Origin of the sequence: Eoetvoesiella caeni, assembly GCF_003315175.1 — a bacterium.
Taxonomy (GTDB): Bacteria; Pseudomonadota; Gammaproteobacteria; order Burkholderiales; family Burkholderiaceae_B; genus Eoetvoesia; species Eoetvoesia caeni.
The window spans coordinates 199,145-219,293 of record NZ_QNRQ01000005.1; the positions used below are offsets into that span (position 1 = coordinate 199,145).

The 20,149-nt window shown below is 60.9% G+C and carries 18 protein-coding genes; 15 read left to right on the forward strand and 3 right to left on the reverse strand.

Annotated features, from left to right (window positions below; translation table 11 throughout):
• Positions 1 to 187 precede the first annotated feature (187 nt).
• The 10 genes from queA (at position 188) to DFR37_RS11610 (ending at position 10,525) form a co-directional block, all read left to right on the forward strand.
• A complete protein-coding gene (gene queA, locus DFR37_RS11565) occupies positions 188 to 1,225 on the forward strand; it encodes a tRNA preQ1(34) S-adenosylmethionine ribosyltransferase-isomerase QueA (RefSeq protein WP_113933385.1) in 1,038 nt (345 codons plus the stop codon).
• Positions 1,222 to 2,358: a tRNA guanosine(34) transglycosylase Tgt gene (gene tgt / locus DFR37_RS11570; protein WP_113933386.1), complete on the forward strand. Its 1,137-nt coding sequence runs from the start codon at positions 1,222 to 1,224 to the stop codon at positions 2,356 to 2,358. The genes queA and tgt overlap by 4 nt, the downstream gene beginning before the upstream one ends.
• A gap of 51 nt (positions 2,359 to 2,409) precedes the next feature.
• Positions 2,410 to 2,754: a preprotein translocase subunit YajC gene (gene yajC / locus DFR37_RS11575; RefSeq protein ID WP_113933387.1), complete on the forward strand. Its 345-nt coding sequence runs from the start codon at positions 2,410 to 2,412 to the stop codon at positions 2,752 to 2,754.
• A 60-nt stretch (positions 2,755 to 2,814) separates the two neighbouring features.
• Positions 2,815 to 4,686: a protein translocase subunit SecD gene (gene secD / locus DFR37_RS11580; RefSeq protein ID WP_113933388.1), complete on the forward strand. Its 1,872-nt coding sequence runs from the start codon at positions 2,815 to 2,817 to the stop codon at positions 4,684 to 4,686.
• Positions 4,687 to 4,743: 57 nt separating this feature from the next.
• The gene (gene secF, locus DFR37_RS11585; protein WP_113933389.1) at positions 4,744 to 5,685 is read left to right on the forward strand and encodes a protein translocase subunit SecF; all 942 of its coding nucleotides are present in this window, start codon (positions 4,744 to 4,746) and stop codon (positions 5,683 to 5,685) included.
• 165 nt (positions 5,686 to 5,850) lie between these two features.
• Positions 5,851 to 6,393, forward strand: coding sequence for a carboxymuconolactone decarboxylase family protein (locus DFR37_RS11590; RefSeq protein ID WP_113933390.1), 543 nt, complete (start codon positions 5,851 to 5,853; stop codon positions 6,391 to 6,393).
• Positions 6,394 to 6,431: 38 nt separating this feature from the next.
• Complete coding sequence (locus tag DFR37_RS11595) at positions 6,432 to 7,595, forward strand: acyl-CoA dehydrogenase family protein (protein ID WP_242341816.1); 1,164 nt, start codon at positions 6,432 to 6,434, stop codon at positions 7,593 to 7,595.
• Between the two features lie 19 nt (positions 7,596 to 7,614).
• On the forward strand, positions 7,615 to 8,433 hold the full coding sequence (locus DFR37_RS11600) for an ABC transporter ATP-binding protein (RefSeq protein ID WP_113933391.1): 819 nt from the start codon (positions 7,615 to 7,617) through the stop codon (positions 8,431 to 8,433).
• 60 nt (positions 8,434 to 8,493) lie between these two features.
• On the forward strand, positions 8,494 to 9,699 hold the full coding sequence (locus DFR37_RS11605) for an ABC transporter substrate-binding protein (protein WP_113933392.1): 1,206 nt from the start codon (positions 8,494 to 8,496) through the stop codon (positions 9,697 to 9,699).
• 46 nt (positions 9,700 to 9,745) lie between these two features.
• On the forward strand, positions 9,746 to 10,525 hold the full coding sequence (locus tag DFR37_RS11610) for an ABC transporter permease (protein WP_113933393.1): 780 nt from the start codon (positions 9,746 to 9,748) through the stop codon (positions 10,523 to 10,525).
• 130 nt (positions 10,526 to 10,655) lie between these two features.
• Here the strand turns inward: DFR37_RS11610 and sorU are convergent, their stop codons facing one another.
• Together sorU and sorT are read right to left on the reverse strand one after the other, a co-directional pair.
• Complete coding sequence (gene sorU, locus DFR37_RS11615) at positions 10,656 to 11,003, reverse strand: SorU family sulfite dehydrogenase c-type cytochrome subunit (protein ID WP_113933394.1); 348 nt, start codon at positions 11,001 to 11,003, stop codon at positions 10,656 to 10,658.
• Positions 11,004 to 11,061: 58 nt separating this feature from the next.
• Positions 11,062 to 12,297: a SorT family sulfite dehydrogenase catalytic subunit gene (sorT, locus tag DFR37_RS11620; RefSeq protein ID WP_113933395.1), complete on the reverse strand. Its 1,236-nt coding sequence runs from the start codon at positions 12,295 to 12,297 to the stop codon at positions 11,062 to 11,064.
• Positions 12,298 to 12,528: 231 nt separating this feature from the next.
• Here sorT and miaB point away from each other — a divergent pair, with 231 nt between their 5' ends.
• The 5 genes from miaB to lnt are packed head-to-tail and all read left to right on the forward strand — an operon-like array spanning position 12,529 to position 18,060.
• Positions 12,529 to 13,986 (forward strand): tRNA (N6-isopentenyl adenosine(37)-C2)-methylthiotransferase MiaB, encoded by a 1,458-nt coding sequence (miaB, locus tag DFR37_RS11625; RefSeq protein WP_113933396.1) that lies wholly within the window; start codon positions 12,529 to 12,531, stop codon positions 13,984 to 13,986.
• The gene (locus DFR37_RS11630; RefSeq protein WP_113933397.1) at positions 13,983 to 15,002 is read left to right on the forward strand and encodes a PhoH family protein; all 1,020 of its coding nucleotides are present in this window, start codon (positions 13,983 to 13,985) and stop codon (positions 15,000 to 15,002) included. Before miaB ends, DFR37_RS11630 begins: the two co-directional genes overlap by 4 nt.
• Positions 14,992 to 15,483 carry an rRNA maturation RNase YbeY gene (ybeY, locus tag DFR37_RS11635; RefSeq protein ID WP_113933398.1) on the forward strand — a complete coding sequence of 164 codons (492 nt, stop codon included), beginning with the start codon at positions 14,992 to 14,994 and terminating at the stop codon, positions 15,481 to 15,483. The genes DFR37_RS11630 and ybeY overlap by 11 nt, the downstream gene beginning before the upstream one ends.
• A gap of 54 nt (positions 15,484 to 15,537) precedes the next feature.
• Positions 15,538 to 16,431 (forward strand): CorC family transporter, encoded by an 894-nt coding sequence (locus DFR37_RS11640; protein ID WP_113933399.1) that lies wholly within the window; start codon positions 15,538 to 15,540, stop codon positions 16,429 to 16,431.
• 3 nt (positions 16,432 to 16,434) lie between these two features.
• Positions 16,435 to 18,060, forward strand: a complete 1,626-nt coding sequence (lnt, locus tag DFR37_RS11645; protein WP_113933400.1) for an apolipoprotein N-acyltransferase — start codon at positions 16,435 to 16,437, stop codon at positions 18,058 to 18,060.
• Here the strand turns inward: lnt and DFR37_RS11650 are convergent.
• Complete coding sequence (locus tag DFR37_RS11650; protein ID WP_113933401.1) at positions 18,013 to 20,130, reverse strand: sensor domain-containing protein; 2,118 nt, start codon at positions 20,128 to 20,130, stop codon at positions 18,013 to 18,015. The genes lnt and DFR37_RS11650 overlap by 48 nt on opposite strands.
• Positions 20,131 to 20,149: the final 19 nt, after the last annotated feature.

Sequence of the window (20,149 nt, forward strand, 5' to 3'; positions counted from 1 at the left end):
CGTCAGCATACCGAAAGACAGCCTCTTTGCGGGCGCCGCAAGCGTAAATTCGCGATGACGGCTTAAAATACCGCTCAAACTCCGATTCAACCGCGCTTTTGCCCAGCCCGCCGCATGCGATTTGGCCGCCCCAGGCGCCAAGGCCGAGTATCCGGATCAACCAAACAACACACTGTCCCTATTACGCGTGAACTCTTCGCTCCTGCTTTCTCAATTCGACTATCACCTGCCTGCCGAGCTTATCGCCCAGTCTCCGCCCGAACGGCGCGGCGCCAGCCGCCTGCTGCATCTGGACAGCGCGGGCGGGCTGCACGACAAGTTGTTCGCCGACCTGCCCAGCCTGCTCAATCCGGGCGACCTGCTGGTCTTCAATAACACCCGGGTCATCAAGGCGCGCCTGCATGGCCAGAAAGACACCGGCGGCAAGGTCGAGATCCTGGTCGAACGGATTACCCAGCCCAACATCGCACTGGTCCACATACGGGCCAGCAAATCGCCCAAAACCGGCAGCCGCATACATATAGACGACGCCTTTTGGGTCGATATGCTGGGCCGCGACGGCGAGCTGTTCGAGCTGCAGTTTCCCGGCCGCGTACTGGACCTGCTGGAAAAACATGGATCCACCCCCCTGCCCCCCTATATAGAACATGAAGCGGGGCAAGAGGACGACGAACGCTACCAAACCGTCTACGCCCAGGCGCCGGGCGCGGTTGCCGCGCCCACAGCGGGGCTGCATTTCGACCAGCCCATGCTGGACGCCCTGGCAGCCGCCGGCATCCAGGAAACCTTCGTTACACTGCATGTCGGCGCCGGCACGTTTCAGCCGGTGCGGGTAGAAGACTTGAGCGAACACCATATGCATTCCGAGCGCTACAGCGTCTCGGAACAGACGCTGGCGTTGATCCGCGCCACACGCGCCGCCGGCAAGCGGGTCATCGCCGTCGGCACGACCAGTGTGCGGGCCCTGGAGTCGGCCGCGCAGCAGGACGGCCAGCCCGGACCTCTTGAGGGCGACACGCGGCTTTTCATCACTCCAGGCTACAAGTTCCGGTATGTGGACGCCTTGATCACCAATTTCCATCTGCCCAAATCCACGCTGCTGATGCTGGTCTCCGCCTTGGCGGGCATGGAACCCATACAGCGCGCCTATGCGCATGCCATTCAATCCAGGTATCGTTTTTTCAGCTACGGCGATGCCATGTTTATAGAACCTTCCCGCACATGACCGGACTGAAATTCGAACTCCTGGCCACCGACGGCGCCGCCCGCCGCGGACGCGTCACACTGAACCACGGCGTGGTCGAGACCCCCATCTTCATGCCTGTGGGCACCTACGGCAGCGTCAAGGCAATGATGCCGCACGAACTGACCGAGGTCGGCGCGCAAATCATCCTGGGCAATACCTTTCACCTTTGGTTGCGGCCCGGCACGGAAGTATTGGACAAGCACGGCGGCCTGCACGGCTTCATGCAGTGGAACAAGCCTATCCTGACCGATTCGGGCGGTTTCCAGGTATTCAGCCTGAGCGGCATGCGCAAGATCACCGAAGAGGGCGTGAAGTTCGCCTCGCCCATCGACGGTTCGCGGCTGTTCCTGACTCCGGAAGAGTCCATGCGCATTCAGCGCGCCCTCAATTCCGACATCGCCATGGTGTTCGATGAGTGCACGCCTTATGAAATAGACGGCCGCCCCGCCACTTCCGAAGAAGCGGCCCGCTCGATGCGCATGTCGCTGCGCTGGGCCAAGCGCTCGCGCGAGGCTTTCGACCAATTGGGCAACCCCAACGCCTTGTTCGGCATCGTCCAGGGCGGCATGTACGAAGACTTACGCGACGAATCGCTGGCCGGCCTGGTGGATATCGGCTTTCACGGCTATGCCATCGGCGGCCTGTCGGTAGGCGAACCCAAGGACGAAATGATGCGCGTGCTGGCTCATGTGGCCCCGCGCCTGCCGGCTGACAAGCCGCGCTATCTTATGGGAGTAGGCACCCCCGAAGACCTGGTCGAGGGCGTCAGCCGCGGCGTGGACATGTTCGACTGCGTCATGCCGACGCGCAATGCCCGCAACGGCTGGCTGTTTACCCGCCACGGCGACATCAAGATCCGTAATGCGCGCTACCGCGACGACACCCGCCCGCTGGACTCGACATGTTCCTGCCATACCTGCGCGCACTTTTCGCGCTCCTACCTGCACCATTTGCAGCGTTCCAACGAAATTACCGGGTCGCGGCTCAATACCCTGCATAATCTGCACTATTACCTGAACCTCATGGGCGAAATGCGCGAAGCCATCGCCTCGGGCACGTTCGAGGCCTGGCGTGCGCGTTTTCACCAAGACCGCGCCCGCGGTATCGAATAAGCAAGATATCGCTACAATAGAAGATTCACTCAAAAATACCAGGAGTTGTGAATGTCCTTGATCAATACCCTTGAGCTGGTTACAGCCCAAATTGGCGGCACCGACGGCAATGCCTTGATGGGCATGCTGCCCATCATTCTAATGTTCGTCATTTTGTATTTCCTGATGATTCGTCCCCAGATGAAACGCCAGAAAGAACACAAGAATATGGTGGCAGCCATGGCCAAAGGCGACGAAATCATCACTACAGGCGGCATATTGGGCAAAGTCACGAAAGTCAGCGACAACTACATCACGGCCGAAGTCAGCCAGCTTGGCGACAAACCCGTCGAAGTCATTCTGCAGCGTACTGCAGTCACGTCGGTTTTGCCCAAGGGCACGATCAAGGCGCTGTAATTCCTGGCGTACCCCAGCCCCGTCTGGGGTCGTTTTTTTTGCCTTAACCGTTAACCGACCATGAACCGTTACCCTCTCTGGAAATACATTACCGTATTGGCTGCCCTCGTCATCGGGCTTCTGTATACGCTGCCCAACTTCTTCGGCGAATCGCCCGCGGTGCAAATCGCCGGGGCCAAGACGGCAGTCAAGGTAGACAACCAAACCCTGGAAAAAGTCGAAAGCGTCCTGAAAAGCAACAACATCGACGCCACCGGGGCTTATTTCGAGATGAATGGCCCGGTCGGTACGGTGCGCGTGCGCTTTGCCACGCCAGACATACAGCTCAAGGCCAAGGACCTCATCGAAAAGGCCCTGAACCCCGATCCTTCCGACCCTGGCTACACCGTTGCCCTGAACCTGCTGCCCGCCTCGCCCAACTGGCTCTCGGCGCTGGGTGCCAACCCCATGTACCTGGGCCTGGACCTGCGCGGCGGCGTGCACTTTCTGCTGCAAGTCGACATGCAGGGCGCCCTGACCGGCCGCTACGACTCGCTCGCCAACGACGTGCGCACCACCCTGCGCGAAAACAAACTGTCGGCCAGCAGCGTGGACCGCAGCGACCAATCCATTGTGGTTCGCTTCGACAACCAGGAAACGCGCAACAACGCCGCCTCCGAACTGCGCCGGCGCATGCCCGACATGGTGTTCACGCCTAGCGACAGCGGCGGCACTTTCAGCCTGCAAGGCAAGCTGACCGACGCGGCCATTACCCAGGTGCAGGGCAATGCCCTGAAGCAGAATATCACCACGCTGCACAACCGGATCAACGAACTGGGCGTCGCCGAACCCATCATCCAGCAACAAGGGGCCGACCGCATTGTCGTCCAGTTGCCTGGCGTTCAAGACGTTGCCAAGGCCAAGGAAATCCTGGGCCGCACCGCCACGCTTGAAATCCGCATGGTCGACGACTCGCCCACAGCCATGGCGGCCTTAAGCAGCGGTACCGTGCCTTTCGGACTCGAGCGCTATACCGACGCGGACGGACGCCCCTTGCTGCTGCGCCGCCAGGTCATCCTGACCGGCGAAAACCTGCAGGACGCCCAGCCCGGACGCGACCAGCAAAGCCAGCAGCCTTCGGTCAACCTGACCCTGGACGCCAAAGGCGCCCGCATCTTCCGCGATGTCACCCGCGACAACATCGGCAAGCGCATGGCCATTTTGCTGTTTGAAAACGGCAAGGGCCAGGTCGTGACAGCCCCTGTCATCCGCGGCGAAATCCCCGGCGGCCAAGTCCAGATCTCGGGCAGCATGACAGCCCAGGAAGCCGCCGACATTTCCCTGCTGCTGCGCGCCGGTTCGCTGGCCGCACCCATGAACATCATCGAAGAACGCACCATCGGCCCCAGCCTGGGCGCCGAGAACATCAACAAGGGCTTTGATTCCACCCTGTACGGTTTCCTTGCCATCGCGGTCTTCATCATCGTGTACTACCGCCTGTTCGGCGTGTTTTCCACCCTGGGCCTGGCCTTCAACGTCTTGCTGCTGCTTGCCGTGCTGTCCATGCTGCAAGCCACGCTCACGTTGCCGGGCATCGCCGCCATCGCGCTCACGCTGGGCATGGCCATCGACGCCAACGTCCTCATCAACGAGCGAATACGCGAAGAATTACGCGCCGGCCACTCGCCGCAGCAAGCCATCCACCTTGGCTTTGACCGCGCCTGGGGCACCATCCTGGACTCCAACCTGACCACGCTCATCGTCGGTCTGTCGCTGCTGGCCTTCGGCACCGGCCCCATCCGGGGCTTCGCCGTCGTCCACTGCATCGGTATTCTCACTTCGATGTTCTCTTCGGTCGTGGGCGTGCGCGCCCTGGTCAACCTCTGGTACGGAAGCCGTCGCAAGCTGCAAAGCATCTCCATCGGCCAGATCTGGAAACCGAAACAAGACTAAGCCCCGCCGGGGCGCCTACCCGCGCCCCGGCCCTTACACTTCAGGCAAGCAAGAAACATGGAATTTTTTCGAATTCACCGCACCATCCCCTTCATGCGCCATGCGCTGGTGCTCAACCTGATCAGCCTGATCACCTTTGTTCTGGCTGTCTTTTTCATCGCCACGCGCGGCTTTCACCTGTCCATCGAGTTCACCGGCGGCACTCTCATGGAGGTGCACTACAGTCAGCCCGCGCAGGTTGAAGAAATCCGCAGCGCCGTGACATCGCTGGGCTATACCGACTTCCAGGTACAAAATTTCGGCACCTCGCAAGACGTCCTGATCCGCCTGCCCGTGCGCAGCGGCGAAACCTCCGCCGCGCAAAGCGACTCCGTGCTCAGCTCGCTCAAAGCCAAGGCCCCCGACGTCGAACTGCGCCGCGTGGAATTCGTCGGCCCGCAAGTGGGCCGCGAACTCGTCAGCAACGGCCTGATGGCCCTGCTGTGCGTGGTCATCGGCATCATGATCTACCTGGGCGTGCGCTTCGAATGGAAGTTCGCCGTGGCCGGGGTCATCGCCAACTTGCACGACGTTGTCATCATCCTGGGCTTCTTCGCGTTCTTCCAATGGGAATTCTCGCTGGCGGTGCTGGCCGGCGTGCTGGCGGTGCTGGGCTACTCGGTCAACGAATCCGTGGTCATCATGGACCGAATCCGTGAAAACTTCCGCAAGCAACGGAAAAGCTCCGTGCGCGAAGTCATCAACAGCGCCATCACCCAGACCATTTCCCGAACCGTCATCACCCACGGCTCGACGCAAATGATGGTGCTCTCGATGTTCTTCTTCGGCGGCCCCACCCTGCATTATTTCGCGCTGGCCCTGACCATCGGCATCTGGTTCGGCATCTACTCTTCCGTATTCGTCGCCGCCGCCCTGGCCATGTGGCTGGGCGTCAAACGCGAAGACATGCTCAAGCCCGTCAAAAAAGACGACGACCCCGCAGCCGAACTGCTGGGCTAAACCCAGCGCCGGCAACGGTCCGCAGCACCAAACCCGCCACTTTGGCGGGTTTTTTTTCGTCCATATACCGAAACCGCATATCTAAATATCCTTATATTCGTTCTGTATTTAAACAAACATCAATAGAATAAATAGCCATATAAACCGCAAACACGAGAACCCGTAATGAGCCGCCTTACCATCCAGACCCTAGACACCGCCCACGACGACGCCAAAGAGCGCCTTGCCAACGTAAAGAAGAACAACGGTTTCATCCCCAACCTTATCGGCGTGCTGGCCAACGCCCCCACCGCCCTTGAAACCTACCAGGTGGTCGGTGCCATCAATGGCCGCAACTCCTTGTCCGCCGCCGAACGCGAAGTCATCCAGATTACCGCCGCGGCGAACAACGGCTGCGGCTTTTGCGTGGCCGGCCACACCGCCATCGCCCGCAAGAAGCTTGCCATGCCCGAAGACATCATCGAAGCGCTGCGCGGCACCCAGGCTCTTAGCGACCCCAAGCTCAACGCGCTGGCCCAGTTCACACTGGCCGTCATGGCAAACAAAGGCCAAGTGGCCGACGAAGAACTTGCCGACTTTCTGGCCGCCGGCTACACCCAGCAGAACGCCCTGGAAGTTGTCCTGGGCGTCAGCCTGGCTACCCTGTGCAACTACGCCAACAACCTGGCCAAAACGCCCATCAATCCCGAACTCCAGCCCTTCGCATAATTTCTTCACTGCAGTACAGCACCACAAGGACCCCCGCCGTGAGCCAAGCCGATTCCACCGCCCCTTTCATCCAGGCGATAGCCCAGCAAGTCAAAAGCGAACTGGCGCCCATGACGCAGGCCATCGACCGGGAAGGCCTGTACCCCGGCGACTTCATGCGCCGCCTGGGCGCACTGGGCGGGTTCGGCGCGGCACTGCCCGCGCAATACGGCGGGCTGGGCCTTAGCCTGGCCGAACAAATCCAGGTAACGACCCAGGTCGGCCGCGAATGCGGCTCTACCGCATTCCTGGTCTGGTGCCAGTCTAGCTGCGGCTGGTATCTGGCGCATTCGCCCAACGAGGCTGTGCGCAAACGCTATCTGCGTGCCGTGGCCTGCGGCGAACTTCTGGCGGGCACCGGCATGTCCAATGCCGTCAAGCACCTGGCTGGAATCGAAAAAATCCATCTGCGCGCGCAGCGCGACGGCGACGGCTATATCGTGAACGGCTCGCTGCCATGGGTATCCAATGTAGGCGACGGCCACCTGGCCATCGTGGCGGCCTCGGTCGAAGACGAAGGCTACATCATGTTTGCGGTACCCAGCACCGCTCGGGGCCTGGAAACGCGCCGCTGCCTGGAATTCTCGGGCCTGGAAGGAACGCAGACGCTCAACCTGCGGCTTAACAATGTCCATGTTCCCGCCGATGACGTACTGGCTCATCCCGACCAATTCGCGGCCTATGTCAAGCGTATCAAGCCCGGCTTTGTCGTGGGTCAGGTCGGCATGGGATTCGGCATTATCGAAGGCTGCCTGGCCATCATGCGCGAAAGCAATGCCGGCACGGCCCATGTGAATATTTTTCTTGACGACCAGGAAAGCGACCTTGCCGACCAGCTTGCCGCGCTTAAAGCACAGGCCGCTGCGCTGGCACGGCAGGCCCAGGACGGCGAAACACCCATACTGCCGGTACTCAAGCTGCGTGCGGCGGTATCCGAACTTACGCTCAAGGCCGCCAATTCGGCCGCCCTGCATGCCGGCGCCAAAGGCTATTTAATGCTGCACCCCGCGCAGCGGCGACTGCGCGAAGCCATCTTCGTCGCCATCGTCACGCCCGCGCTGAAACACTTGCGCAAAGAAATCCATGACATCGACCAGGCTTCGGCCCTTGAAGCGGCGACGGTCCAACCCGAGCAAGCCAGCCACGCATTGGCCGCCCACTGACACGCCAAGGTACCGATCCATGACCATCAGTCCAAGCGCAAGCCCCGTCTCCAGCGACGACACCATCGTCCTGGGCGCGCACGGCATAGAACTACGCTATCCGCGCCCGAACCAGGCGCCCAATACCGTGTTGCGCGACTTCTCGCTGCAACTGGCCAAAGGCGAGATCGTCGCCATACTGGGGCCCAGCGGCGTGGGCAAGTCGTCGCTGCTGCGCGTGCTGGCGGGGCTGCAAAACGCCAGCCAGGGCAGCGTCCATGTCAACGGCGAACCCCTGCAAGGGCCGCACCCGCGTTTAAGCTTCGTGTTCCAGGACGCCAGCCTGCTGCCTTGGCTCAATCTCGAAGAAAACGTCGGCTTCGGCCTGGACTTCAAGCATCAACCCAAGATCACACCGGCCCAGAAGCAGGCGCGCATTGATGCCGCCATTGCCGACGTCGACCTGCTGGGCGCCCAAGAACGCTATCCGTCCGAGCTTTCGGGCGGCATGGCGCAGCGCACCGCGCTGGCCCGCAGCCTGGCCCGCCAGCCCGAGATCCTGCTGCTGGACGAACCCTTCAGCGCGCTGGACGAAGTCACCCGCGCGGACATGCAGACCCTGCTGTTGCGCATTACTTCCAAATACGAAACCTCGGCCGTCCTGGTCACGCACGACATCGATGAAGCGCTGACGGTGGCCGACCGCATCCTGCTTATCGGGCAGTCCCCGGGACGCCAGATAGGCGAATGGCACATGACGGGGACTCACCCGCGCGATCCGCTCGCGGCCGAACATACGGCTATCCGGGTCCAGATCATGCAGGCCTTGCGCGATGCGCGAAACGCAACACAGCACTAACGTCCGTTTTTTCCAGTATCAATATCCTTTCGATCCACGCAATTTCTATAGGCACGCTTCATGAAGACTTCCGCCGGTTCCAACGCAACACTGGAAACACGCCGCCAGTTTCTCAAACTGTCCACAATGTTCACGGCCATGGGCGCCCTGCCTTTATTGCAAATGCATAATGCGGCACGCGCCGCCGAACCGGACGCGCCGCTGCGCATCGGCTATCTGCCGATTACCGACGCCACGCCTTTGCTGGTTGCCCACCATAACAAGCTGTTCCAGAACCAGGGCCTGAACGTCGAAAAACCGCGCCTGTTCCGCAGTTGGGCGCAATTGGTAGAAGCCTTCCTGGCCGGCCAGGTCAATGCCGTGCACCTGCTCTCGCCCATGACAGTCTGGGCGCGCTATGGCAGCCAGTCCAAGGCCAAGGTCGTTGCCTGGAACCACATGTCGGGTTCGGGCCTGACCGTTTTGCCGCATATAAACCAACTGACCGACCTGGGCGGCACCACGGTTGCCATTCCTTTCTGGTATTCGCTGCACAATGTCGTGCTGCAGCACCTGCTTAAAAGCAAAGGCCTGGAACCCATCAGCGACGGCACGCCCACTGCCAAGCAGGTCAAGCTGGTCGTCATGGCTCCGTCCGACATGGTGCCGGCGCTGGCGAACAAGCAAATAGCCGGCTATATCGTGGCCGAACCGTTCAATGCCTCGGCCGAAGTCCTGAAGATAGGCAAGATCCTGCGCTTTACCGGCGACGTCTGGAAAGACCACGCCTGCTGCGTCGTGCTGATGCACGAGCAAGACACCGAACAGCGCCCCGAATGGACGCAGAAAGTCGTCAACGGCCTGGTCCAGGCCCAAGCCTGGATACTGGAGCACCGCGAAGAAACCGCGCACATTCTGTCCAAGGACAACGAGCAGCGCTATACGCCGCACTCGTATGAAGCGCTGGCCAGGGTGCTGCAGCCTGAACTCATGGATACCGGGCTGTACGAATCTTCCGGCGCCATCGTCAACAGCCAATGGAAGGAAAAACGCATCGACTTCCAGCCCTACCCCTTCCCCAGCTATACCGAAGAGCTCATCCGCAAGCTCAAGACCACGCTGGTCCTGGGCAAGAACGACTTCCTGGGCAAGCTGGACCCCGCCTTCGTTGCGAACGACCTGGTCGACGACCGCTACGTCAAGAAGGCCATCCAGAGCATAGGCGGCATGTCGAAGTTCGGCCTGCCCGACAATACGTTTACCCGCACCGAGACCATCACCCTATAACCGTTGATCCGCGGGCTTGCGGCCCGCGCCCCGTAGCAGAGCACTTATGAACAGAACGCTGAAACCCACTCGCATAAGCACCCGGCTTGCCTTAAGCACCGCGGGCCTTGCCGCGTTGATCGTGCTATGGGCGCTGGGAGCGTACTGGCTCAAGGGCGGCATCGAAATGGCCCGCCTGCTTAGCCCAGGCCCCACTTTTCATAGCCTGTACCAGTTGCTGGCCGAAAACCAGTTGACCATGCACACGCTGATGAGCATGAAGCGCGTCGTCATCGGACTGGGCCTGGCGCTGGTGCTGGGCATTCCCATCGGCCTGGCCATCGGCACATCGCGGGCCCTGGAAAACAGTACCAGTAGCGCATTCCAGTTCCTGCGCATGATCTCGCCGCTGTCCTGGATGCCGATCGCCGTCATGGTTTTCGGCATCGGCGATGCGCCCATTTATTTTCTGCTTACCTTCGCCGCTGTATGGCCCATTATCCTGAACACCGCGGCCGGCGTGCGCCAGCTCGACCCCAAGTGGCTGATGCTGTCAAAAAGCCTTAGCGCCACCCGCAGCGAAGTCCTGTTCAAAATCGTAATGCCAGGCATACTGGGTCACATCCTGACCGGGGTACGCCTGGCCATCGGAATTATCTGGATAGTGCTGGTGCCCTGCGAAATGCTGGGCGTCAGCTCGGGCCTGGGCTATTTCATTCTGGACACGCGCGACCGGCTGGCTTATTCCGAACTCATGGCCGTCATCGTCCTTATCGGCGCCCTGGGTTATATGCTGGACACCATTGCGCAAAAGCTCTATCAGCGCTGGACTCACTCCGCCGGTTAAGGACGCACAACAACTAGCTGCAATCGGCAATCGACGCGCAAAAAAATGCCGGCACCCGCCTGAAGCGGATGCCGGTATTTGCGTGGGCATTCAGTTACGGCAACGCCGTCTGAAGCCTTACGCCATTGAACTACTTCGCGGCGCCAGTGGCATGCACCACGTAGGCCGCGACGGCGTTCATGTCGTCTTCCTTCATGGTGGCGGCAAACGACGGCATCGCGCCGACCCCTTCGCGCAAGGCCTTCTTGACCTGCTCCATATTGGGCTTGAGCTCGTCCAGGTCGGGCCCGATACTGCCGCTGGAACCGGCATCGGCCATGGTATGGCAAATGGCACAGGCCGGAACCGCCGCGCTGGTGAACAGGGTCTTGCCCCGTTCAAGCTGGGCGGCATCCGGGCCCGCGGCCGAGGCCGCTTGCGCCAAACCGGCAAAAAGCGCCGCAACCAAAGACTTCTTCAGTAAAGCTGTGTACTTCATTGCACTTCCTATATCTATAACCGTGTAGCGGTAACCCATGAATTCGGCTTGGAAAAGTTCAAGCCACAGTTATCTTGACGGCGTGATCAAGCCAGCTATTGTTGATGTAGCCGCGATTGTTCTCAAGGCGTTCTTTGGGTTGCTTCTGCCCCTTGGTATTGGTTGTGCGGCTGGCCAATTCGTAGGTACCGGGTTTGAGGTCGGCCTGGAAAACGAATTCGCGCCAGGCGTACTTGCCCAGGTCGGGACCGACGAACTTGGCCGCATGCCAGCTTTTGCCGCCGTCGATGGAAACTTCCACCGTTTTGGCCGCGTGCATCCCGCCCATGGCCACGCCGCTGATCTGAACCTTGCCTGCCTTGACCGGCTGCTTGGGGTCGGACGGCAGGTTGATCCACGACTTGGGCGGCATTTCCCAGATGGAGTCGTGGGCCGGCGTACCCTTGACGCCGACAGGCGAAAAACGGTAGCTGTTCTGCTGGATATTGGCCGGCGACTGCTCTTTGGTAAAAGCCAGGTGCTTGATGTATTTGATGCTGTTCACGCCGGTGTAGCCCGGCACGATGATCCGCAAAGGGCCGCCATGGGCCAACGGCAATGGTTCGCCGTTCACTTCCCAGGCAAGGATTGCGTCTTCCATCGCCGACAACGGCACTGAGCGTTCGACCATGACGGTCTTGGCATCAATGCCCGCCGGGATGGTCTCGCCACCGGTGCTGGTCATGTAAGCCATGCCCTTGGCCATGCCGCCTGCGGCTGCCAGCACGGCTTTGACCGGAACGCCCGTAAACACCACGCAGCCCGCGGCGCCCACTGTCCATTGCGTGCCCGAGGGCTTATGGGGGAAATAGCCGCGGCCATTGCCCGAACACTGCATCACCACGGCAACCGAGGCCAGGCCCAGCGTTTTGAGCTCGTCGACGGTAAAAGAGCGGGGCTTGACCACACCGCTGACTTCCACTTGCCACGCACCGGGATTGTCCATGATGGAGGCGGCCGGTGGGCTGACGTTATTGCGCACGAACAGCCTGTCCAGGGGAGTAATACCACTGGAGCCGAAAGCCGTGCGGCGCGTTTCAATTGTATTCGCGCTATGGACGATCATGCTGTCGGCATTCTTCCATTTCGCATAGTCAGGCAAGGGCTTTTCAGCCGAGACGGGCCCTGGATTGGACTTCGAGGCGGGTGTCGTAGTGTCGTCGGCCATGGCCACGCCGCCCAGGCTTGCCCAGGCAACGGCGCCACCGGCGGATGCCAGCAGGCGACGGCGGCTGATATTCATGTTTTCTTTCATAAAACCTCCTTGCGGTCATTCTTATGCGATTTGGTTATGTGCTTATAACAGCAACCCCTGAATTATAGGCATATAAGCGAAGCGCACCAACCGATCAGCCAAAAGTCCGATCCCGTTGCGGCCGGGCTCTGCCATCCGGCCCCCCCGTCGCACCTGATGGCACCGGCTCACAGTACAATACGAGGTTTCACTCTTTGCCCCCGGGATATACACCCGTCACGGCTACATACCATGCAAGAAACTTCTCTTAAGCGCAGCCAGAACGCAACCGCGGCGACAACCGCTACCGCAATCGCCGCCGCCCCCGCAGTCCAGCCCCAAAGCGCCGCCTCGAACACCCCGGCACGCAAGGTATTCATCAAGACCTTCGGGTGCCAGATGAATGAATACGACTCGGAAAAAATGGCCGACGTGCTGCACGAAGACCAAGGCCTGGAACTTACCGAAAACCCGGAAGAAGCCGACGTCATCCTGTTCAATACCTGTTCAGTGCGCGAAAAAGCGCAAGAGAAAGTCTTTTCCGACCTGGGCCGGGTACAGCACCTGAAGCAAAACAACCCCAACCTGATCATCGGCGTCGGCGGCTGCGTGGCCAGCCAGGAAGGCGAAGCCATCGTCAAGCGCGCGCCTTATGTCGATGTCGTGTTCGGGCCGCAAACCTTGCATCGCCTGCCTGCCCTGATCGCGCAGCGCAGGCAAAGCGGCCATTCGCAAGTCGACATCAGCTTTCCCGCCATTGAAAAATTCGACGCCCTGCCGCCGGCCCGCGTCGAAGGTTCCAGCGCCTTCGTGTCCATCATGGAAGGATGCAGCAAATATTGCAGCTTCTGCGTGGTGCCGTACACCCGGGGCGAAGAGCTCTCGCGCCCTTTCGACGATGTGCTGGTCGAGGTCGCGGACCTGGCCGACCAGGGCGTCAAGGAAGTAACCCTGCTGGGGCAAAACGTCAATGCCTACCGCGGCCCCATGGCCGACAGCGACGAAATCGCCGATTTCGCCATGCTGCTGGAATATGTGCACGAAATCCCGGGCATCGAGCGTATCCGCTATACCACTTCGCACCCCAAGGAAATGACGACGCGGCTCATCGAAGCCCATGGCGCGCTGCCCAAGCTGGTCCCCTTCCTGCACCTGCCCGTGCAGGCGGGCAGCGACCGCGTGCTGGCAGCCATGAAACGCGGCTATACCTCGCTGGAATACAAATCCATCATCCGCCGCCTGCGCGCCGTGCGTCCCGACATGACCCTGTCTTCGGACTTCATTGTGGGTTTTCCGGGCGAAACCGAAGCGGACTTCGAAAAAACCCTGGACCTGATCCGCAGCGTCGGGTTCGACCAGTCGTTCTCTTTCGTTTACTCGCGCCGCCCCGGCACGCCCGCCGCCGACCTGGAAGACAACACCAGCAAAGAACAGAAGCTGGCGCGCCTGCACCGCCTGCAAGCCCTTATCAATGAACAGGCGGCCGCCATCAGCGCTTCGATGGTCGGCAGCGTACAGCGTGTGCTGGCCGAAGGCTTTTCGCGCCGCGACGACAGCGAACTGATGGGCCGCACCGAGAACAACCGCATTGTCAACTTTGCCGCGCCCGCGCGCCTGATAGGCCAAATGGTCGATGTCCGCATACTGCAGACCAACACCAATACCCTCAAAGGCGAAGTCGTCATCAACGCCGCGGCGGATCGCGCATGAGCGAGAAACCGCGCCGCAAACTGCCTGTCGTCGTTGTGCTGGAAGGGGACAACACCCATCTGGCCAACCTGTGCGGCCCGCTGGACGAAAACCTGCGCCAGATTGCCGACGGCTGGAATGTAGGCTTGAACCGGCGCGGCAACCGCGTCACCATCGACGGAGCGCAGGCCCAGGCCGCCGGCAAGGCCCTGGAGCTGTTTCATCGCCGCGCGGTGCACAAGCCGCTAACCATCGACGACATACAGCTGGGACTGGTGGAACTTGGCTCCGGCCTGAGTGCTGCGCCCGACCAGCCGATTATCGAAACCCCCGAGCTGCCCGAACTGCCGCCGGTGGACGACCTTAGCGCCGGCCTGGTGCTGCGCACCCGGCGCACCGACCTGCGCCCGCGCACGCCGCGCCAGCGCGACTACCTGAACCAGATCCTCAAGCATGACATTACTTTCGGCGTCGGCCCGGCCGGCACCGGCAAGACATGGCTGGCCGTGGCTTGCGCCATCGACGCGCTCGAGCGCGAAACCGTGCAGCGCCTGGTACTGACTCGGCCCGCCGTCGAAGCCGGAGAACGCCTGGGCTTCCTGCCCGGCGACCTGGCGCAAAAAGTCGACCCGTACCTGCGCCCCTTGTACGACGCCCTCTACGACCTGATGGGCTTTGACCGTGTGCAGCGCCTGTTCGACAAGCAAGCCATTGAAATAGCCCCGCTGGCCTATATGCGCGGCCGCACACTGAACCACGCCTTTGTCATCCTGGACGAAGCCCAGAACACCACGCCGGAACAAATGAAAATGTTCCTGACGCGCATTGGCTTCGGCAGCAAGGCCGTTATCAACGGCGACCCTTCCCAAGTCGATCTGCCGCGCGGCCAGCCCAGCGGGCTGGTGCACGCGCTGGAAGTGCTGGAATCGGTCCAGGGCATCGCCACCACGCGCTTTACCAGCCGCGACGTTGTGCGCCATCCCCTGGTGGCACGCATCGTCGAAGCCTACGAAAAAGCGGGCGACCATGCCGATTGACCTGTCCTTGTCGATCCAATACGCCACTCCCATGCCGGAATTGCCCCGCTGGCGCTTGCGACGCTGGGTACAGCGCACTCTGGACACGGCCTTGGCCGACGAGACATCGGCCGCCGGCCACGAGTCGCAAACCGGGATTTCAGCCGCGACACTGACCCTGCGCTTTGTTGACGCTGAAGAAGGCCGCCTGCTGAACCAGCAGTTCCGCGAACGCGACTATGCCACCAATGTGCTTACCTTCGAATACGGTGTCGACCCTGGCGGCACCCTGGCCGGCGACATCGTGCTGTGCGTGCCCGTGCTCGAGGCCGAGGCCAAAGAACAAGGCAAAGCCCTGCTCGACCATGCCGCGCACCTGACGGTGCATGGCGTCCTGCACTCGCTGGGCTACGACCATCTTGAACCGGACGAAGCGCAGGCCATGGAAGCGCTTGAAACGCGCATTCTCGCGGCCATGGGCATCGCCAACCCTTATTTTTAACCGCAACGGCAATTTAGGTTATGCTAAAAGCTTCAATAACTCGTCCTGTGGACAATGTCAGAATCTAACCCGCCCCCCGACGCCGAACCCCGACCGTCGAAAACCACCCCAAAATCACTTTTTGCCCGAATCGTCTCACTCATCAGGCCCGAGCCTGAAGACAGGGAAGACATCAAAGCTGTACTCGAAGCGGCGCACGACAGGCAGGTTCTCGACGGCGAAGCATTCGCCATGATCTCCGGCGCGCTCGACGTCGCCAACAAAACCGCGGGCGACATCATGGTTCCGCGTTCGCGCATGGACATGCTGGACATCAGCAAGCCCCTTAAAGAATTGCTGCCTGAAATCATCGACACCGGCCACTCGCGCTTCCCCATCTACGAGAACGACCGCGACAATATCGTCGGCATCCTGCTTTCCAAAGACCTGCTGCTTACCATCACCAACCCGGCCATCGACTTGCGCCCCCTGGTGCGTCCCGCCGTCTTCATCCCCGAAACCAAACGCCTGAACGTGCTGCTGCACGAGTTCCGCAGCAGCCGCAACCACCTTGCCATCGTCATCGACGAGCACGGCGGCACCTCCGGCCTGGTCACCATGGAAGACGTCCTGGAGCAAATCGTCGGCGATATTGAAGACGAATACGATGAAGACGCCGAGAAAACCATTTTCCTGACCGGCACAAACAGCTGGCGAGCCATGGGCGTTACCGAGATTGAAACCTTCAACCGCACTTTCGATACCAACCTGCCGCACGACGACTATGACACGCTGGGAGGCTGGTTTACCGCCCAGTTCGACCATATCCCGCGCCGCGGCGATACCTTGAACCACGAAGGACTGAACATGACCGTCGTGGGCGCCGATACCAAGCGCGTGCTGTGGCTGCACATTCAGCGGGGCGAGCAAGCCGCCTCGGCCTCCGAACTGCTCGAACAAATCCGTTAAGCCGTGAAACCTGTCCTGCCGTTTTGGCGCTACAGCCTGCAACTTGTGCTGCTTGGCGCCGTCCATGCGCTTTGCTTTGCCCCCGAGCCGCTGCCGGGCGTTACGCTGCCCTATGTGCAGGTAGCGGCGCTGGCTTGCTTTGCAGCCTATGTCTTCAACGCCAGGTCGGCCAAGCAGGCGGCTTTGGCCGGCTTTCTGTTCGGGCTGGGCCAGTTCACCGTCGGCTTGTACTGGATCTACATCAGTTTGCATTTATACGGCGGCCTGCCCTCGCCCATGGCGGCGGGCGCAGTACTGCTGCTGGCGGCGGCCGAGGCGCTGTTTGCCACAGCCGCCGCCGCGCTGACCCGCTGGATGTGCGGCGACAGCCGCGGCACCGCCTACGGAAAGCAATTGCTGACGGCCGCCATCTGGGCCTCGTGCTGGGCCGGCGCCGAGTGGTTGCGCGGCACGCTGTTTACCGGATTTCCCTGGCTGAACGCCGGCTACGCTCATGCCGACGGTCCTTTGTCCGGCTGGGCTCCAATCGTCGGCGTTTATGGCCTGGCCTGGCTTGCAGCCTATATAGCGGGGGCTATCGCCCTGCTGACCCGCGCCCGCGGAACCGAAGCCGAAGCCCCCGCCGCCACGGCCGTCGCCGTGGGCATCGTCCTGGCAGTTGCCGGCATGGCCCTGGGACAAATCACCTGGTCGCAGCCGGCCGGTGCGCCGCTGCTGGCGCGTCTGGTTCAGGGCAATATCCCGCAGTCGGAAAAGTTCGATCCCCAGCTTATGCAAAAAGGCCTGGATACCTATGCGCAATTGGCCGCATTGCCGCCCAAGCAAACAGGCTCCGACCCCAAGCTGATCATCCTGCCCGAAACTGTCATGCCCATGTTCCAGGACAGCTATTCAGAACAGTTGTGGCGGCAATGGCTGGCCATAGCCCAAGAGCGCAACGCCACGATCATTATGGGCATCCCGCTGCACACGCAACAGGGGAACGCGGACCGCTACACCAATAGCGCCATCGCATTCAATGCGCAGACCCCGGTCGAACAGCTCAGGGCCGGCACGCTGCCCATGCATTACGACAAGCACCACCTTGTGCCGTTCGGCGAATTTGTTCCGCCGGGGTTTCGCTGGTTTGTCGACGCCATGGAAATTCCCCTGGGCGACTTCAACCGCGGCGCCCCGCGCCAACGCGCATTCGCACTGGACGGACAGTTCATTGCACCGAATATTTGCTACGAAGACGTCTTCGGCGAGGAAATCATCCAGGCCGTCCCCGACAGCCCCGCCCATGGCCCGGGCGCGACCATTCTGGTCAACCTCAGCAACCTGGGCTGGTTCGGCGATTCGTGGGCCTTGCGCCAGCACCTGCAGATTTCGCGCATGCGCGCCATGGAAACCGCCCGGCCCATGCTGCGGGCCACCAACACCGGCATGACCGCCGCGATCGACCCCGACGGCACTGTACGCGCCGTGCTGCCCGCCCACACGATAGGCGTGCTGGACGTCGAGGTGCAGGGAACCCGCGGCCTGACTCCCTATGTGCGTTGGGGAAACGCCCCCATACTGGCCTTGCTTGTCCTGTTCCTGCTAGTGGGTTTGTACCTGTTCCGGCGTGGCCAGCGGCCCGCGCAGTAGCTCGGTAAAGCGCTCCGACGTCAAGGGCCGGGAAAACAGATAGCCCTGCCCCAGATCGCAACCCATCTCGACCAGCAGCTTGCATTGTTCGGCGGTTTCCACGCCTTCGGCAACCACCTTCATGCCCAGCTTGTGGGCCATCATGATGATCGCCTCGCACACCGCCCGGTCATCAAGGTTTGTTGCCAGATTATTGACGAACGAGCGATCGATCTTGATATAGTCGATATCGAACTTTTTAAGATAGGTCAGCGACGAATAGCCCGTCCCGAAATCGTCCACCGCTACCCGCACCCCCGCGTCGCGGAACTGAAGCAGTTTTTCGCCAACGCTGGCGGCAGCGTTCATGATAAGTTTCTCGGTAATTTCGATCACCACGCTTTCGCCCGGCAAACCCAGGCGCTGCAAGCTGGCCAGCCAATCGGTGGGCCTGAGGCTTGGAGCCTGGAACTGCGCGGGTGACACATTGACGCTGACACGAAAGTCGGACACATACAAGGTACGCCATTGCGCCACCTGGCGCGCCGCTTCGTTGAACACCCAGTCGCCGATGCTGATGATCAGCCCGGAGTCCTCCGCGAACGGCAGGAAATCGTCGGGGCTGATCAAGCCATGTTCGGGATGCAGCCAGCGCAGCAGCGCCTCGGCCTTGAGCATGCGGCCGCTTTGCATATCGACGATAGGCTGATAGTACAGCCTGAACTGCCGCTGCCCGCGGGCGTTGCTCAGGTCGCGCATCAGCATATGCCGCAAATGGGCTTCTTCGCGTATGCCCGGCGTAAAGTAGCTGTATTGGTTGCATCCCAGCTGCTTGGCAGCATTCATGGCCATGCTGGCATTGTTCAGCAAATCGTCGGCACGCAAGGCGTCAACGGGATAGAACGCAACGCCTATGCTGCACGTTACCGAAACGGCGCCGCCGCCAAGCACACACGGCTCGGCCAGCGCCCGGGTTATCTTCTTGCAGATGCGGTCGGTCTGCTCTTCGGTGGTGGCGCCATCGATAATCACGCAGAACTCGTCCCCCCCCAGGCGTCCCACAATATCGGACTGGCGCACGCAGCCTTTAAGGCGGGCAGCCACCAGCTTAAGCGCTTCGTCCCCGTAGGCATGGCCCAGCGCGTCGTTGACCGCCTTGAAATCGTCCAGGTCCATGTACAGCACCGCCAGGCCTGAATCGCTTTCCAGGGCTCGCAGCATCTTGGCCTCGAGGGTTTCCTGGAACAGCTTGCGATTGGGCAGGTCCGTCAAGAGGTCGAAATGGATCTGGCGCCAGAGTTGCGCTTCGGACTTCTTCTGTTGGGAGATCTCGCAAAACAAGACCACGCAGCAACGCACCGATCCGTCGTCGTTATACGAGGTATTGAGCGTAAGCCGCTCGGTATGCTCTTCGCCATTCTTGCGCCGGCTTTTGACTTCGCCTTGCCACTGCCCCGATTTTGCCATCGACGCCCAAACCTGCCGGTAGAACTCTTGGTCGTAGCGTTCCGAACTGAGCGAATCCAGCCGCCGGCCGATCACGTCGTCCAGCACGTAGCCGGTGGTATCGGTAAACGCAGGGTTGACCGTGATAATGACGCCGTTGGCGTCGGTAACCACCATGGCTTCGCTGCTGTGCTGGTACACCAGCGAGGTAAGCTGGACCGCGTCTTCGGCCTTGCGCCGCCGGGTGATGTCAAGCACCACGCCCACCACTGCGGTGCAACGTTCCAGGACCATGCGCGCGCCAAATACCTCGATATCGATGTATTCGCCATTCTTGCATCGTGCCTTGCGCTCATAGTGAAGCTGCGGCAAATCGCCGCTAAGCACCCGCGTTATTTTGTCGCGAACCTGATCCACATCGTTGATGGCGACCAGGTCGAACAGACTTAATCCGCTGAGCATTTCCTGGCGCTTATAACCGAACATCTTCGCCAGAGTATTGTTTACATAAATAAACGAATCGATCCGGGGTTCGAATACATAAATGCCTACTACAACGTTTTCGGCCAGGCCGCGAAACATGGCTTCTAATTGCTCTGAATTGACAATAGGATTGAAATACAACTGACCGGCGGCAGAACTCATTCGTTGAAACCCTGACCAC